The sequence below is a fragment of the Aliivibrio sp. S4MY1 genome (assembly GCF_028765545.1).
GTDB lineage: Bacteria > Pseudomonadota > Gammaproteobacteria > Enterobacterales > Vibrionaceae > Aliivibrio.
Map to the genome: position 1 here is coordinate 83,494 of NZ_JARACP010000002.1, position 14,970 is coordinate 98,463.

Here is a 14,970-nt window from a genome sequence, read left to right on the forward strand (position 1 = left end):
TGTCTTATCCTATCTTTGAATTTTTTAATATAAACATTTGGTAATCATACTCACCGGCTCTTTGGTGAAAGATTGCGATTTCGCGCTCGATATCAGCCAACACAGAAGAACCATATAATTCTTCTTTTAGCTCGTTTAATCTTGCTTCTAATGGACGGTAATAAGCTTGCCAAGCTTCTTCACTGAGTGAGAAAGTATCAATCAATTCATAACCCGCATCTTCTGCCTGCTTAATGCGTATTTCTACCGTCGTCATATCTGGATATTCGTTTTGCCAAAATGCTAACGTCTCTTTATGTGGGTTATCTACACTCCACACGGCATCACTTAACACAAGGACTCCGTCTTCTTTCAATAATGGTTTCCACGCTTTTAGTGCCGCTTCAACTCCCATGATATAAGCACTGCCCTCTGACCAAATAAGATCAAAACTTGCAGACTCACAAGGCAGGCTTGTCATGTTGGCGCAAAGAGTAGAGATTCTATTATCCAGCCCTTTTGCTTTCATTTTTTGCATTAACGCGTCTAGGGCAAACTCTTCATTATCTGCCGCTGTAATTGTCGCTTGAGTATTCTCCGCTAATATCTGAGTCGCGATACCTTGTCCGCAACCAATTTCCAGTATGGTATCAATTTGGTTCGGTACTATATTTAATGCTTTCAACCTGTCAGCTTTACTGCCTGGCCCCCACGTTTCTAACGCTTCAAATACCAAGTTAAAATCTTTCATATAACGATCGTGTTCATTCATATCTTTTGATAACTACTTTAATCTCATGGCTTGCTTTTCATCAAACCCTTGTTTTATTAGCCATTCTAAATGCGCTGAAGGCGCTTGTTGTTCAATGGTTTGATGCCACTCTCTCATTGAATTCATACCAAGCATTGAGGATAGAAGCTCTCTCGCTTTTTGTTTCTTTGCTATTTCATCATCCAGTACATCTAATCTATGCAGCAACTTCTCTCTGTCTATTTTGGCTTCTAAACAAGCCTGACACTCCTTTAATGATAAGCCTCCTGCTTGTAGTTGCTGCAATAGCACTAGACGCTGGAGATCGTTTTCTGAATAGCTGCGATAGCCATTGGCTTGTCGCTTGGCTGAAATCAGGCCTAGCTTTTCGTAATACAACAGGGTTGAACGGCTTAACCCTACGTGCTGCGCTAACTCAGAAATACGATACATAGACTCTTTCCTCTTGGTTGATAACAAATACTATAAACTATGAAGCTTTAGACAGGTCAAGTAGAAAAACTCTATCTATTAATTTCCTTTCCCACCCATACACATCAACAAATCTGATTAGTTTAAATCTACCATTCACGCTATTGATAATTCATAAAATAGTCGGTATGGTCGCAAAGTAATCGACATTATGGATAGCAAATTAAATGAAAATTAAACACATACTTTACTCTTTATGCCTAGTCGGCGTACTAGGCATGATCTTTACCCTTGGGTATGCTTACAAGATAAGCCAAGATGCAAACCAATTAAACCAAGCCCGTTTAGATTTAGCAGAATTAGAAATTAATTTGCTTAATATGCGTCGAAATGAAAAAGATTTCATGGCAAGAATGGATTTAAAATACCTTGCTAAATTTGATAAAAACGCTCAAAAATTCATGAAAAAAAGCCAAAATATATCTCAAACATTTGATGAATTTGACATTAAACTTGAGCGTAATGATCTGATAAAAAAAGAGTTAGAAGAGTATCAAACTACTTTTCAGCAGTTAGTGAGCACCTACCAAGTATTGGGGTTAACTCAGCAAGATGGGTTGCTTGCAAATTATCATAAAAATCGAAAGGCATTATTCTCTAAAGCGTTTCGTCAACAAAACATCAGTTTATTAGAAGGGATTCTACGCTTTGATGAAAGTGTTGCTAACGGTAACCCTATTACTTTAAATAATTATACGGGTGAGCTATTTTCATTGGCTTCTAATGCGAACGCTGTTATCCAACAAAAAATCACATTAGGCTTAAAATACGATCAAGGATTAAAAGGCGAAACTCGTACAGAGTCTTCTGAAGTTGAAAGTAATTTCTCTCTGTTAGCTAAAGAGTTAAACGAGAAAGTGAATGAACATATTGCCTATTTAAATTGGCAAAAATACTTTGTATCAGGCCTTTTAATCATCATATTAATTGCTCTGTCTATTTCTCTCTCTTTGATGATTGTTCGCCGTATTTCAAACCAAGCTAATGTCATTAAAGAAATTACTAATACTAATAATATTTCATTACGAGCTCAAAATATGGGCAATGATGAGATCAGCCAAATAGGGTTAAGTTTTAATCAATTATTAGATAAAATTCACTCTCTCGTCGGTGATACACAACTAAAATCAGTTCACTTAGCAGGCAGCGCGTCTGCAATGAGAACTCAATTGGAGGGAGTACTGCGCGATTTTGACCAACAGTCACAACATACAATGATGATGGCTACGGCAGTCAATGAAATGAGCCTAACTGTCGCTGAAATTGCAAACAATACTGAGGCAGCAGCAAGCAACGCTACCCAATCACATCAGCATGCAACAGAAGGCCAAGAGACCTTGCATGCCGCATCGCAAGAGATCACTCAGTTATCGAGCACTCTGATCTTAAGCCAAACAGACATTTCGCGCTTAAGTGGCTTAGTTGGTCAAGTAGGTAGTGTGGTTGAGATGATTCAAAGCATTGCAGAGCAAACTAATCTTCTAGCCCTTAACGCCGCAATTGAAGCGGCTCGTGCAGGTGGACAAGGCCGTGGATTTGCAGTTGTTGCTGACGAAGTTCGTTCTTTAGCAACAAGAACCCAATCATCAACAGAAGAGATAAGATCAATCATTGAATCTATTCAAACTCAAACTGATAAAGTGGTTACTAATATTGAGAAGTGCAGCGAACAAGGTGAAAGCTCTGTCGAGAAAGCCCGTAGTGCAGAAGCAATATTAAATAAGATCATCGTAGATATGTCGACCATTTCTGACTCATCAATTCAAATAGCCTCAGCCATTGAAGAGCAGAACACAACAACCAACGAAGTAAGCCAAACTATCACTGAACTTAATGATTTAACTGACAGTAACATTCACTCAGCACAAGCTTGTTTAACTGAACTGCAACAGGTAGCTGAGCAAGCTGAGGAGATGAAAGAACAAGTGTCACAATTTAAGACCAATTAAAAATTAATTTTAAACTAAAAAAGACAGCCATATATAAATATCGCTGTCTTTTGTTTTATTCTTTCTTATTAAATTCGAGTAATATACCAACAGCCAATACTGCTATCACTATCGTCACGGCATAACTCATCCATATAACAAGCTCTGTTAGCGGGCTTAACCCATCTGAGATAATCATCACTCCTCCTTGAGTAATATCTGTTTCAGAATTCTATTCTACTCTTATTTCTTACATTCAAAATGTGACGTTAGCCAAAAACATGACTAAATACCGAGTATTAATAACTCGTTTTTCAAGCCCTTGCTATTGATAGTTCTGGCAATTACATAAAAACACAAGTTAACTCTAAATGAGTCTCATGAGCTCACCTTTTGATTTGCTAAACTAAAATTTAATTCCATAATTAAATACAAGAATAAAAACAACGAACGAGAAGATGATGGATAAACTAATTTGCCCATGCTGTCGCCAGCAAAAAGAATGGTTTTATAGTGAAACAAGCTGTATTTGGTACTGTATTTGTGGTTATGTCATTTTTATAGCCTGACCCCAATAATTTATAAATAAACAAGAAAAATCAATATTATCAGACTACCATTACATCTTACCCTCTCACTTTTTAGGAGTCTGAATGAAATGGATTTCACTGCCTGGTTTACTTTTTATTTTTGTTACAACAAACGCCTTTTCAACCTCTCTAGAGGTCGCTTTTTTAGGTTACAGTAATCACTATGTTGATAGAGAATATGATTATAATGAAAACCATCAACTGATAGGTTTAAGCATTAATAATGGGTTTAGTGTTGCTCATTTTGTTAATTCTTACCACAACAAATCCACTTTGGTCGGCTGGAAGTTTCGAATGGAAGATGAGATAAAAGTATACGATCTCTCCGTTCATTTAGGGGCTGTCGCTGGTGTAGTTACAGGCTATGAACAAGACCAAATCATCACTTACATCAATGAAGACATTAGCTTGTATTTAATACCTCAGTTAATATTTACTTACCCTATTACCGACACAATCGCCCTTTCTGTTGTAAATGGTATTGTGCCAGATTCAAAAGGCATCATCTTGATGCACCACCTGCAATTGTCTTTTGATGATTTATTTTAACTTTTTTGCTCTTACAAAAGCTGTTAATAATTTATCAAAGTCTAACCGATGAGTACTTTTTCCTATGGTTCCTTTATTTCCATTCATTTTCTCTATCTCTAATGTGTATCCCTTACGAGAAAGGTAACCTAACACGCTAAAAAAGATGAAAACCAATGAAGTAACCGCTTCAACTAAATAATCAGACAACTCATTCCCACTTAACGCATCAAGGATTGGCAATATTAAAAACCAGCCAATAGTATAGAACATGATCACACTGAATATGCCTAGCCCCATTCCATACTTAATACGCTCTTTTCTCCCCCACTGAATTATATTAAGACCTAAAATATTTTCTATTTTTTCCTTGTGCCCTTGATAGGTAAAACTGCTTTCTGTGAGCTGATATTTCTTCGAATCAAATAATACCTTGTCCATGCTTTTTCCTTTTCATGCATTGTTATTATTACGATAAGTTATTTAATCTTTTTAGAAAAAAACATTTTATAGATAGATTGAAGAAAGACGACAAAGCCATAACTAACATCAGCTTTTCCATACTCATCAACTGCATAAATAAAGTTTGATTGGAATTTTTCTACCGCTTCTTTGGAAGAGTCTGCATAGATAACATCATCCTCGACTTCAAAGCCTTGATCTAAGATCGCAGACTTCTCTTGTAAGAACGAACTTGATGCCATATCAAGAAAGGTGTATTGCTTACGATTGCTATTGGGAATGCAAAAGAATTGATATTTAGCCATAGCTAGTTTCCTCTATTAAATAAAACGTCTCAAAAATGATTTAAAATTGGATGTGATATTTTATTATTTAGAGTTAACAAAACTTTATAAAACTCATGAATGAATCTATTTACTTACAGTGAAACAATCAATCAATAAATCAGTAAAAATTGATCTAACTCTCACAATACTCAGTTTATGTATACAAAAATGCCTCCATTAAATCTTATTAACAAATGACATTATTAATAACTATAAAATAATTGTGGTTACACTCTAATTTATAAAAATTAATAATAAAATTTCCATCCTATCCGAGAATATAGTCACATATTTTCTTTTATTACAGACATACACTCCTTGGCATTCTCACTTAATTAATACGGCATCAGAAGGATTTTTTATGTCGCAAGTTTCTCTCAATGGCGATTGGACACTAACCTCTCCCGCGCACCCAACGATTTGTATTCCTATGGTCATTCCTGGTGATAATTATCAAGCGCTTTATTACGCTAATATCATCCCTCACCCTTACCAAGAAACCAATGAACAAGATGTCCAATGGGTAAGTCAATGTGATTGGCACTTATCTCGTACGTTTTCTTTATCTCAATCCAACCTAAACGCCTCTTCGTTACTTTTGAATTTAAGCCGTTTAGATACCCTTGCTGATGTTTTCATTAACGATGAACTCGTATTACGCAGCTCTAATATGTTTCAATTGCATCGTATTGATATCACTCCATTTGCTGTCTTAGGTGAAAATAGGATCTCGATTCATTTACATCGAGTTGATGAAGAAGCAAAGAAACGAGCAGAAAGCTTACCAATGCCAATTCCATGGGCTGTCGGTAATAATCAGATCCCACATATGAATTTAATCCGTAAAACACAATGCCACTCTGGTTGGGATTGGGGGATCTGTTTATTGGTTTCTGGAGTCTATGACCCCATTACGATTGATGTGATTAACTCTATCGCCTTACATTCTGTGCACACAGAACAAATTTGGCATCAAGGCAGTGTCGATATTGTGGTTTCTATTAGGCATGAACCCATTGCAGATCACGAATTGACAATAACTTTTGCAGAACAAACTCAAACGCTACTTAGCAATAGTAGTGGCGAAAGTAGCACGATTTTTCATATTGAAGATCCAAAGCTTTGGTGGCCAGCAGGCTATGGAGAACAACCGCTTTATACACTGAATGTTGAACTTGATAACCAATCCATATCTAAGAAAATTGGGCTTCGTCAATTAGAGTTAAATAATAAAGCCGACCACATTGGTTCTGCGATGGAGTTTGTTATTAATGGGTTTCCTATTAATTCAAAAGGGGCTAATTGGATCCCGATGGATGCAATGCCGGGCCTCGAATCAGAAGATCGCTATCGTGAATTATTAAGCAGCGCAAAAGACGCGAATATGAATATGATCCGCGTGTGGGGTGGTGGGCAATATGAATCGGATATGTTCTATAATATCTGTGATGAGTTAGGGCTAATGATTTGGCAAGACATGATGTTTGCTTGCTCACTATACCCATCAACTGAAACTTTTATAAATGATGTCGAACCCGAGATCCGCCAACAAATTCAGCGTTTAAAAGATCACCCCTCTATTGTGCTTTGGTGTGGCGATAACGAAGTGATTGGTGCCATTGGTTGGTACGATGAATCCAAAAATAACAAAACCACCTACACGGTTAATTATGACCGTCTAAACCGCAATATTGCTCAATGGATTGCTGAAGAAGACCCTAGCCGTCGCTTCTGGACTAGCTCACCTTGCAATGGAGACATGGATTTTGGTGACGCATGGCACAATGATAACCGGGGCGATATGCACTTTTGGGATGTTTGGCACTCTGGTAAATCCTTTAATGCGTATTTAGATATCAAGCCTCGTTTTTGCTCTGAGTTTGGTTTTCAGTCATGGCCTTCTTTTGCGGAAGTAAAACGTTTTGTTCCAGAGCAAGATTGGAATGTCACCTCTCCAACCTTTGAGAGCCATCAAAAGAACGGACGCGGGAATAGCATTATCACCGAAATGTTTACTCGTTATTTTCGCTTCCCATCTAGCTTCGAAAATATGCTGTATTTAAGCCAAGTTCAGCAATCTATTGCGATCAAAACAGGTTGCGAATATTGGAGAGCTATCAGTCCTATATGTCGTGGAATGCTGTATTGGCAACTTAACGACAACTGGCCTGTCAGTTCATGGTCTAGTATTGAATACAGCGGACGATGGAAGCAACTTCATTACCATGCGAAACGTTTTTTCGCACCAACCTATGTGCCTTTTGAAGAAACTGACACAGAATTACGTATTCGAGCAGTTAATGATAGCCGTAATGAAAACCACCTTGATGGCACCGTTTATTGGATGGATTTTAATGGTGAGATATTAGGGCAATGGTCTATCAATTATACTATTGAAGCGGATGGTAACGATGTAATTTGGTCATTATGTAAACAAAAATTCCATGTAAGTGCAACAAATAGCTTTTTCTTTACTGAGATACAAGTAAACGGTGAATATCTTCAAAATACGTGGTTTACAACCTCTCAGCTAAAACAGTTATCGATGAAAAAAGCGAACATTAGCTTCACTCAAGAAGGCTCAATGATTACTCTTAATACTGATAATCCCGCTTTCTTTGTTCATTTAGAACATGACGGCAAAGGACGATTTAGTGATTCTAGCTTTACTTTATTGCCTGAAAAACCAGTAACAATTGAATATCTTGGCGGTGATATTGATACCTTAAAAAATACACTTCGAGTATATGATCTATCAAATAGTTACTAATTAAATCAGTAAATAACCATTCTTAATATGTTTATACCAAAGCCAATGACAGTCTCATTGGCTTTTTTCAAACATCGCTTTTGAAGTATAACGATGAACACCTGATACTTGATGGGTGCTTAACGCTAAATCAAGCATACATTGAGCAACCACTTCACCCTCTATCGGCTTATAATTTAATAAAAAGCCTTTCATTATTGGATTAATAACACTCATGACCCCTTGCAGTAGTACTTCATCTTTTCGTGTTTCACTTCGTTCACCAGACAATGGTCCAGGTTGCATAAAAGTCACACTAGAGAATCCTAACAGCGATACGCTGTCTTCCATTTCTCCTTTGCACTTTAAATAATACGAGAATGCAGAAGAAGACGCTCCAATACACGAAACCACATAAATGTGTCGTACACCAACCTCTCGCATTGATTGGGCAACAGAAACAACAAGATCCGTATCTATCGCTTTTAATGCGGCTTTACTGCCTGCTTTTTTGATGGTTGTACCTAAAGCAATAAAACCAATTTCAGGGGGGCTTTCTTCTATCTGCTGCTTATCTATAGATAAATCATCACTCACCATCTGAACTAATTTTGAACTTGTTTCATCAAGTGCTCGACGAGATAAACTATAAACTCGATCAACAGATTCATTTTTTAATGAGAAATTTAATAAATGGTGGCCAATCAATCCTGTCGAACCTGCGATTATGATCGATGCTGAATCAAACATAACTTACTCCTGAGTATTTTTTCTTATCATTGTAATTTTAGCTTAATAACATAAATGAAGGCATAAGTTGTCCATTAATTATTATTTACTTGTTTAATTACTAATACTATTTCCGTAACGCATGATCAAATCTACCACGCTTTTTACGTCTAATTTTTTCATCAAATTAGAACGATGAACTTCAATGGTACGCAAGGATACACACATTGAATCGGCCATTTGTTGGTTTTTCATTCCTTGAACAATCAATTTAAGCACCTCTTGCTCTCTGGCTGTTAACGTAAAATAGGCTCGATGAACATCTTGGCTTTTATAACGTTTGTCAGAAGCCGCTAATCCATTTTGAATAGCAGTAAATATCACCTCCCCATCAACTGGTTTTTGAAAAAAATCTACCGCGCCAGCTTTTAGGGCATCAACTGCCATTGGAATATCACCATGTCCAGTGAGGAAAATTACACTTAAAGGGCTGCTCTGTTGATTAAGCAATTCATGTACATCTTGACCTCTTAAATCAGGCATTCGGCTGTCTAAAATCACACAACCTGGTGCCAATACATCAACAGAATCTAAAAACGCTCGACCACTACTGAATTCAGACACAGAGAAGCCGTAGCCTTCAAGCATGAAAACTAATGATTCTCGTACTGAGTGTTCATCATCAACCACGTACACTTTTGAAGTACTTAAATCGGTATATTCCGTATCCATTACCTTTTTATCCCTTTTGATAAGGCAAAATCACCTCTACACTGCACCCTCTTGGTTTAACTGAGCTGTATTTCATAATTCCATCATGGTTTTCAATCACATCTCGACAAATCGCTAAACCTAATCCCAAACCGTCTTTTTTAGTGGTATAAAATGCTTGTTCTAACGGTGTTGTTTCGTCTTCAATACCAATTCCATTATCTATGATCATAATACGCACTTGATCAGGCAAATAAATTAACTCAATTCTCACAACAAGAGGGGCTGTTATTTTACCCATTTTGATGCAAGCGTCTTTGGCGTTATTTAGCAGATTAAGCAGTAATTGCTGCAACCCCGTATAATCTGCGGACACCATATTAGGCTCACCATTACTATTAATCTCTATCGTTATATTACTTCTGTGAAAATCAGGTTCAATCAAGCGATAAGTATCATTAACTAGAGTTCCTAACCAAAAGCGTCGCTTCTCTATCGGTTTTTTATGGATAAGATCTCTTAGACGCTGAATGATATCACTGGCAACCGTCACTTGTTGTTGGATCTTTTCCATCACAGGAAGAAGGTCTTCTGACTTATTGCCTTTTTCAATACGTAGCTTGACCCCTTGGCTGTAATTTTTAATCGCTGACAACGGTTGATTTATCTCATGCGCTAAACTACTCCCTAGCTCGCCTACAATCATAATTCGTTGTGCGTGTTCAAGCATGGTGCTTTTTTCTCGCAAATCTTCTAACGTTTTGCGTAACGCCTTTTTACTGCGTTTAAAACGCAACTCAAGCAATACATGGTAGATATTTAACCCGAATAATACTGCGATCAACATTAATGCCAAATACGGATTACGGTGTAGCCAATCTTCCATCTGCTGTGTCCATGGTTTTTGCAATGGGTGCATATCAAAATGTTGGTATACCTTATCTACATTTAAACTGCTCTCTGGAAGAGTCCAGCCTACGTTGTTTGCTGATTCCGCAGCAATAGCATTAGCAGGCATGGCTAATAGGGCTTGAGTTACTTTTTTACCAATTTCATTAGAGGCACGATCCGTCTTTGCAAAGGTCCAATTTGGATACAATGGTGTACTGACAGCGCAAGTGAATCCATCGTGCTCTTGTTGGCCTAAAACACGAAAATCAGAACGATCAATAAATCCTTCTTCTACCATCTCTTCCAACGTACAAGCTGGGGCTATAGCAACATCCAACTCTCCATTGTCTACCAAGCGGATCAAGTTATCTGTTGGTGGGCCAGTGAATTGGATACGATCAAAAAAAGACGAATTAAAATAACCGAGTTTATCCATTTCAAAGTGAAAGGCGATGAAGCCTCCAAACGCTTTTTCTGACACCGCCGCTATTCTTGCATATTCAATATCTTGTAAAGAATTATAAGGCGAATCAGCTCTTACGATCACAGAAGAAGCAATGGCTTTACTCAAAGGAAGTTCATGCTCTTTTTTCTGAGTCGCTAACCAATTAATAGGTAATCGTCTTGCAAATGTGGTTGCTTGCCCTGGACTGGTTAATAAAAAATCTAACTCGCCATTTTGGAATGCATTTTCTAACCCATCAAAATTATAAGAGTGCAATACAAACTTACTGCTTGGGATTTGTGACTCCAACCATTTCATCGTTGGCTCCCACGCAATATTACAGTGGTAATGCCCTCTTAATGCCAATACACCAACATCATATTGCTTTATTTTTACTGAATTCGCATAGCAAACCGTAGGACAAATCAGTAAGACAAATAAACAACTGCATAAAAGAAATGAGAGTCGTTTTTGGTAATGGTTATCACTCAATGAAAAGGGCCTTATACATCACATTTAGGAATGCAGTTATCATCGATTTTCACAATAAATTTATTGTTTTAGATCAAGTCATTATCATTATTGTGGTTTACCACAATAGTGACAATTTAATGAATAACTCAAAATTCCACTACTACCTTAGAGGTAAGTGGGATAACACCCTTTTGTGCCACTTCTAACATCAAACTAAAATAAAAAAGTTAGCAGCCACTTCCTCCAGTTTTAGGTTCAAAAATTCAATCTGTTTTGTTTTTACAAAACACAAAAACTTTAAACTTACTGGAAAATACACAATGAAAAAATCAACGATTGCCATCAGCGTTTTAGTCGCTGCAGTAGCAATAGGGTATCCAACTTACAAATCTATGTTTTCTGCTCCTTCTTTTAAGATCAGCGAACAACACCTAACTGAAAAATTCTCTCATTATGCTCACCCTGAACACTTCATTGCAGCTCAAGATCTAAAAGAAATGATGGATAATGGCGACAATGTTGTGGTTATTGGTGCATTAAATCCAATGAAACCAGACGCACCAATCGAAGGCTCTTTTACCATGTGGCGTGATGGTTACTCAGCAAAAGAAGGCACTTATGAGTTCGATGGCATGAGTAACACAACCGAAGAGATGGAAAAAATTCTAAGCTCTTACGGTGCAACGCCTGAATCAACTATCGTTGTTTATGCAGCAACATCACACCACGATGCAGCTCGTCTGTTTTGGCAAATTGAAGCACTAGGCCACAGCGATATTCGCTACCTAGATGGCGGCTTAAACGCTTGGGTTGGTGCTGATTTACCAACAGGCAATGCAAATCCATCGGTTGAACAAAGTGATTATCAGACATCTCAGCCAGCTCATAAGCACACAGCACTTGCTACGTTAGATATGGTGATTCAAGCACAAAACAGTGACGAGTGGGTCATCATCGATACGCGTGGTAACGACGAATTTAATGGCACAACAACGGTTGGTGGTGCATTTGGCCCAGGAACAATCCCAAACAGTATTCACATTAACTGGACTAAAGCGGTAAACGAAGACACCACACTGAAATCAGCAGAAGAATTACAAGCTTTATACGGCAATGTAATCAAAGGCAAAAAAGTCATTGCCTACTGTCAATCAGGCGTTCGCTCTGCACACACCACAATGATCTTACAAAATGTTCTAGGTGCAGAAGAAGTGTACAACTACGACGGCTCATGGATTGAGTACAGCCACGCTCACTATGAAGAAAAACAGCCGAACGTTACCGTTATCAACGGTCAACAAAGCTAATTCGATCTTAATTTGGAATCATAATAAAAATGAGCAATGTAATTTTTAGTCAAAAACTCTACGACACAGCTCAGCTGATTGTAGATGGCTGTATGGGTGATGCCGACCCGGCATGTCAAACTGCATGCCCAATGCACACGGATGTAAAACAGTATGTACGTTTAGCAGGAGAAGGAAATTATCAAGAAGCCTTAGATTTAATTCGCGGCAAACTTTTCTTACCTCAAACGCTTGGTCGTATTTGTGCTCACCCATGTGAAGCCGCATGTCGTCGTAATGCTGAATTTAACCAACCAATCAGTGTTGCTGGGATCAAACGCTTTGTTGCTGAAAAAATGGATAAGCAAAGCAACTGGGATCTAACCGTTGCCAATGACAGTGGTAAAAAAATCGCTATCGTTGGCGCAGGCCCTGCTGGTGCGCAAGCGGCGATTGAACTTCGTCGTAGCGGTCACCAAGTTACGATCTATGAAAAGCTGAATGTTTACGGTGGCATGATGCGTGTCGGTATTCCTGAATATCGTTTACCACGTGATGTTATCGATTTTGAATACGGCTATTTAGATATGCTGGGCATTGAAACGAAATTCGGTGTAGAAATAGGTAAAGATATCTCTTTTAATGAACTTCGCCTTTCTCATGACGCTATTGTATTAGCTCATGGGGCTCACGTAGGCTCGATTATTCCGCTTCCAGGTCACAAAGCCCAAGGTGTATTCTCTGCAGTTGAGTACTTAAAAGAAGTTTCAGAAACGCGAGACTTCCCTCGTGCGGGTAAACGTATCATGGTTATTGGTGGCGGCGACGTTGCTATGGATTGTGCTCGTTCATCTTGGCGTATCGGTGCTGATGAAGTACACCAATGTTCATTAGAAGAAATGACAAAACTTCCTGCAAGCCAAATTGAAATCGATGAATCTCTAGAAGAAGGTGTGCTATTTAATGCCGGATGGGGACCAATTTCAATTGAAGAAACAGATGGAAAAGTAACTGGAATCGTTCTTAAAAAAGTCATTTCTATTTTTGATGAAAATGGCAACTTTGCACCAAGTTACTCAGATGAAAGCCGCACAATCGCTGTAGATACCGTTATTTTTGCAACAGGACAAGTAGTCGCAGACATCACTGATGGTGCTCTGGAGCAAACTCGCGGCGGTCGTTATGTGGTTGATAAGCAAACCTTAGCGTCTTCCGTTGATGGTGTTTACGTTGCTGGTGATGCTTGTGGTGGCAACATTGTTGTTGAGGCAATGGCACTAGGCCATAAAGCGGCACTTAGTATTGAACGTCAGTTTGCTAAACGTCCTTTAACTGAAGACCGTAATTTCGAACAAGAATACAATTACACTTCTCGTCTTGATGTCCCTTTACCAAAAGGCACAACAGATATTCCTCGCTTACATGGCCAATTACGTGACATTGAAGAGCGTAAACAAGATTTTAAGCAAGTTGACCTTGGTTTTTCTGAAGAACAAATCAAACAAGAAGCCTCTCGCTGCCTGCAGTGTTCTTGTAAATTATGCATGAACGAATGTGTGATGATGAATGACTTTGGAGATTGTCCTAAGACACTGTTTAGTGATTTCATCGACAACAAAACGATGGACCCATTACTGGCTTATTCATGTAATGCCTGTGACCAATGTACGATTGTTTGTCCTAAAGATTATCCAATGAAAGAGATGTTCTTAAGCGCTCGTGTGGATTTTGTTAATGCCAATGGCGGTAACTCTCCAATTCCAGGACACAAAGCAATCAATATGCACCAGAAGCTTGGCTTCTCTAAATTCTTCACTATGGCTAAACGTACGGTGGGTTCAAAATGAGTAAAGTATTTATGCCAGGATGCAGTCTGCCATCCTACTCGCCTGAAGGCGTTGCGAGCATCGCAAAATATCTAAAAGAAGTGTATCCAGACATGGGCGCAGTTCAAAAATGTTGTGGTAAACCAACTTCAGCAATTGGTCAAACGGAACTATTTAAAGAGCGTTACGGCCAACTGCAAGCAGATTTCAATAAGCTTGATGCACAAGAAGTGATTGTGGCTTGTCAAAGCTGCTATGCCGTCATTAAAAAATCGGGTGGCAGTCAAAAACCAGTATCACTATGGAAATTGCTACCTCAAATCGGCCTTCCTGCTAAATTAATTGGTAAAGCAAAAAACAGTGATGTGGTGTTCACCATTCATGATTCTTGTTCTACACGTTATGAAAGTGAGCTTCAAGCTGGTATTCGCTGGATCTTAACTGAGCTTGGTTATCAAATTGCAGAGCCAGAATACACTAAAGAAAACACACGCTGTTGTGGCTTTGGTGGCATGGTGGTTCCTGCAAACCCTGATGTGGCTAAACGTGTTATTCAACGTCGTGTTGAAGAGTTTAAAACAGGTCACGTTGTGGTGTACTGCTCTGCATGTCGCGCTTCAATGATGGGTGTGGGTACTAAAGCATGGCATATCCTTGATTTAATGTTTGGTCCAGTCGTAATGAATGGTGATGAACCACCAGTTAACGTATTGGCAAGTCCTGTTAAATCATGGTTCAACCGCTATAAATCGAAAGCGGGTCTAATCAAGTGTATGTCTGTTAACTAATTTAAAGGGATGTAA

General features: G+C 38.4%; 12 protein-coding genes and 1 pseudogene. 6 read left to right on the forward strand and 7 right to left on the reverse strand.

Annotation, left to right across the window (positions count from 1 at the left end):
• Positions 1-4: 4 nt before the first annotated feature.
• A pseudogene (locus PVK71_RS02895) lies at positions 5-1,183 on the reverse strand (MerR family transcriptional regulator).
• A 206-nt stretch (positions 1,184-1,389) separates the two neighbouring features.
• On the opposite strand from PVK71_RS02895, the gene PVK71_RS02900 reads away from it, so the two are divergent.
• A complete protein-coding gene (locus PVK71_RS02900) occupies positions 1,390-3,171 on the forward strand; it encodes a methyl-accepting chemotaxis protein (protein WP_274417803.1) in 1,782 nt (593 codons plus the stop codon).
• A 55-nt stretch (positions 3,172-3,226) separates the two neighbouring features.
• Here the strand turns inward: PVK71_RS02900 and PVK71_RS02905 are convergent, their stop codons facing one another.
• Positions 3,227-3,349: a hypothetical protein gene (locus PVK71_RS02905; protein WP_274417802.1), complete on the reverse strand. Its 123-nt coding sequence runs from the start codon at positions 3,347-3,349 to the stop codon at positions 3,227-3,229.
• A gap of 454 nt (positions 3,350-3,803) precedes the next feature.
• On the opposite strand from PVK71_RS02905, the gene PVK71_RS02910 reads away from it, so the two are divergent.
• Positions 3,804-4,289: a hypothetical protein gene (locus PVK71_RS02910; protein WP_274417801.1), complete on the forward strand. Its 486-nt coding sequence runs from the start codon at positions 3,804-3,806 to the stop codon at positions 4,287-4,289.
• Here PVK71_RS02910 and PVK71_RS02915 read toward each other — a convergent pair.
• Positions 4,281-4,709: a hypothetical protein gene (locus PVK71_RS02915; RefSeq protein ID WP_274417800.1), complete on the reverse strand. Its 429-nt coding sequence runs from the start codon at positions 4,707-4,709 to the stop codon at positions 4,281-4,283. The genes PVK71_RS02910 and PVK71_RS02915 overlap by 9 nt on opposite strands.
• Positions 4,710-4,747: 38 nt before the next feature.
• Entirely contained in the window at positions 4,748-5,035 is a 288-nt protein-coding gene (locus tag PVK71_RS02920) for a hypothetical protein (RefSeq protein WP_274417799.1), read from the reverse strand.
• Positions 5,036-5,417: 382 nt separating this feature from the next.
• Between PVK71_RS02920 and PVK71_RS02925 the strand changes: the two genes are divergently transcribed.
• Positions 5,418-7,826, forward strand: coding sequence for a beta-mannosidase (locus tag PVK71_RS02925; protein WP_274417798.1), 2,409 nt, complete (start codon positions 5,418-5,420; stop codon positions 7,824-7,826).
• A 54-nt stretch (positions 7,827-7,880) separates the two neighbouring features.
• Here the strand turns inward: PVK71_RS02925 and PVK71_RS02930 are convergent, their stop codons facing one another.
• The 3 genes from PVK71_RS02930 to PVK71_RS02940 form a co-directional block, all read right to left on the reverse strand.
• Positions 7,881-8,555, reverse strand: coding sequence for a nucleoside-diphosphate sugar epimerase (locus tag PVK71_RS02930; RefSeq protein ID WP_274417797.1), 675 nt, complete (start codon positions 8,553-8,555; stop codon positions 7,881-7,883).
• A 93-nt stretch (positions 8,556-8,648) separates the two neighbouring features.
• On the reverse strand, positions 8,649-9,266 hold the full coding sequence (locus PVK71_RS02935; RefSeq protein WP_274417796.1) for a response regulator transcription factor: 618 nt from the start codon (positions 9,264-9,266) through the stop codon (positions 8,649-8,651).
• A gap of 7 nt (positions 9,267-9,273) precedes the next feature.
• Complete coding sequence (locus tag PVK71_RS02940) at positions 9,274-10,971, reverse strand: sensor histidine kinase (protein ID WP_274417884.1); 1,698 nt, start codon at positions 10,969-10,971, stop codon at positions 9,274-9,276.
• Between the two features lie 404 nt (positions 10,972-11,375).
• Here PVK71_RS02940 and PVK71_RS02945 point away from each other — a divergent pair, with 404 nt between their 5' ends.
• Genes PVK71_RS02945 through PVK71_RS02955 form a run of 3 tightly spaced genes read left to right on the forward strand, consistent with a single transcriptional unit; the run spans position 11,376 to position 14,955 of the window.
• Entirely contained in the window at positions 11,376-12,362 is a 987-nt protein-coding gene (locus PVK71_RS02945) for a sulfurtransferase (RefSeq protein WP_274417795.1), read from the forward strand.
• A gap of 29 nt (positions 12,363-12,391) precedes the next feature.
• On the forward strand, positions 12,392-14,188 hold the full coding sequence (locus PVK71_RS02950; protein ID WP_274417794.1) for an FAD-dependent oxidoreductase: 1,797 nt from the start codon (positions 12,392-12,394) through the stop codon (positions 14,186-14,188).
• Entirely contained in the window at positions 14,185-14,955 is a 771-nt protein-coding gene (locus PVK71_RS02955) for a (Fe-S)-binding protein (RefSeq protein ID WP_274417792.1), read from the forward strand. The genes PVK71_RS02950 and PVK71_RS02955 overlap by 4 nt, the downstream gene beginning before the upstream one ends.
• Positions 14,956-14,970 lie beyond the last annotated feature (15 nt).

What these genes read in the sequence shown, in the direction of transcription:
- PVK71_RS02930 (WP_274417797.1), bottom strand. Translation starts at nt 8,555, where the DNA reads ATGTTTGATTCAGCATCGATCATAATCGCAGGTTCGACAGGATTGATT.
- PVK71_RS02905 (WP_274417802.1), bottom strand. Translation starts at nt 3,349, where the DNA reads ATGATTATCTCAGATGGGTTAAGCCCGCTAACAGAGCTTGTTATATGG.
- PVK71_RS02900 (WP_274417803.1), top strand. Translation starts at nt 1,390, where the DNA reads ATGAAAATTAAACACATACTTTACTCTTTATGCCTAGTCGGCGTACTA.
- PVK71_RS02945 (WP_274417795.1), top strand. Translation starts at nt 11,376, where the DNA reads ATGAAAAAATCAACGATTGCCATCAGCGTTTTAGTCGCTGCAGTAGCA.
- PVK71_RS02915 (WP_274417800.1), bottom strand. Translation starts at nt 4,709, where the DNA reads ATGGACAAGGTATTATTTGATTCGAAGAAATATCAGCTCACAGAAAGC.
- PVK71_RS02955 (WP_274417792.1), top strand. Translation starts at nt 14,185, where the DNA reads ATGAGTAAAGTATTTATGCCAGGATGCAGTCTGCCATCCTACTCGCCT.
- PVK71_RS02910 (WP_274417801.1), top strand. Translation starts at nt 3,804, where the DNA reads ATGAAATGGATTTCACTGCCTGGTTTACTTTTTATTTTTGTTACAACA.
- PVK71_RS02950 (WP_274417794.1), top strand. Translation starts at nt 12,392, where the DNA reads ATGAGCAATGTAATTTTTAGTCAAAAACTCTACGACACAGCTCAGCTG.
- PVK71_RS02920 (WP_274417799.1), bottom strand. Translation starts at nt 5,035, where the DNA reads ATGGCTAAATATCAATTCTTTTGCATTCCCAATAGCAATCGTAAGCAA.
- PVK71_RS02925 (WP_274417798.1), top strand. Translation starts at nt 5,418, where the DNA reads ATGTCGCAAGTTTCTCTCAATGGCGATTGGACACTAACCTCTCCCGCG.
- PVK71_RS02935 (WP_274417796.1), bottom strand. Translation starts at nt 9,266, where the DNA reads ATGGATACGGAATATACCGATTTAAGTACTTCAAAAGTGTACGTGGTT.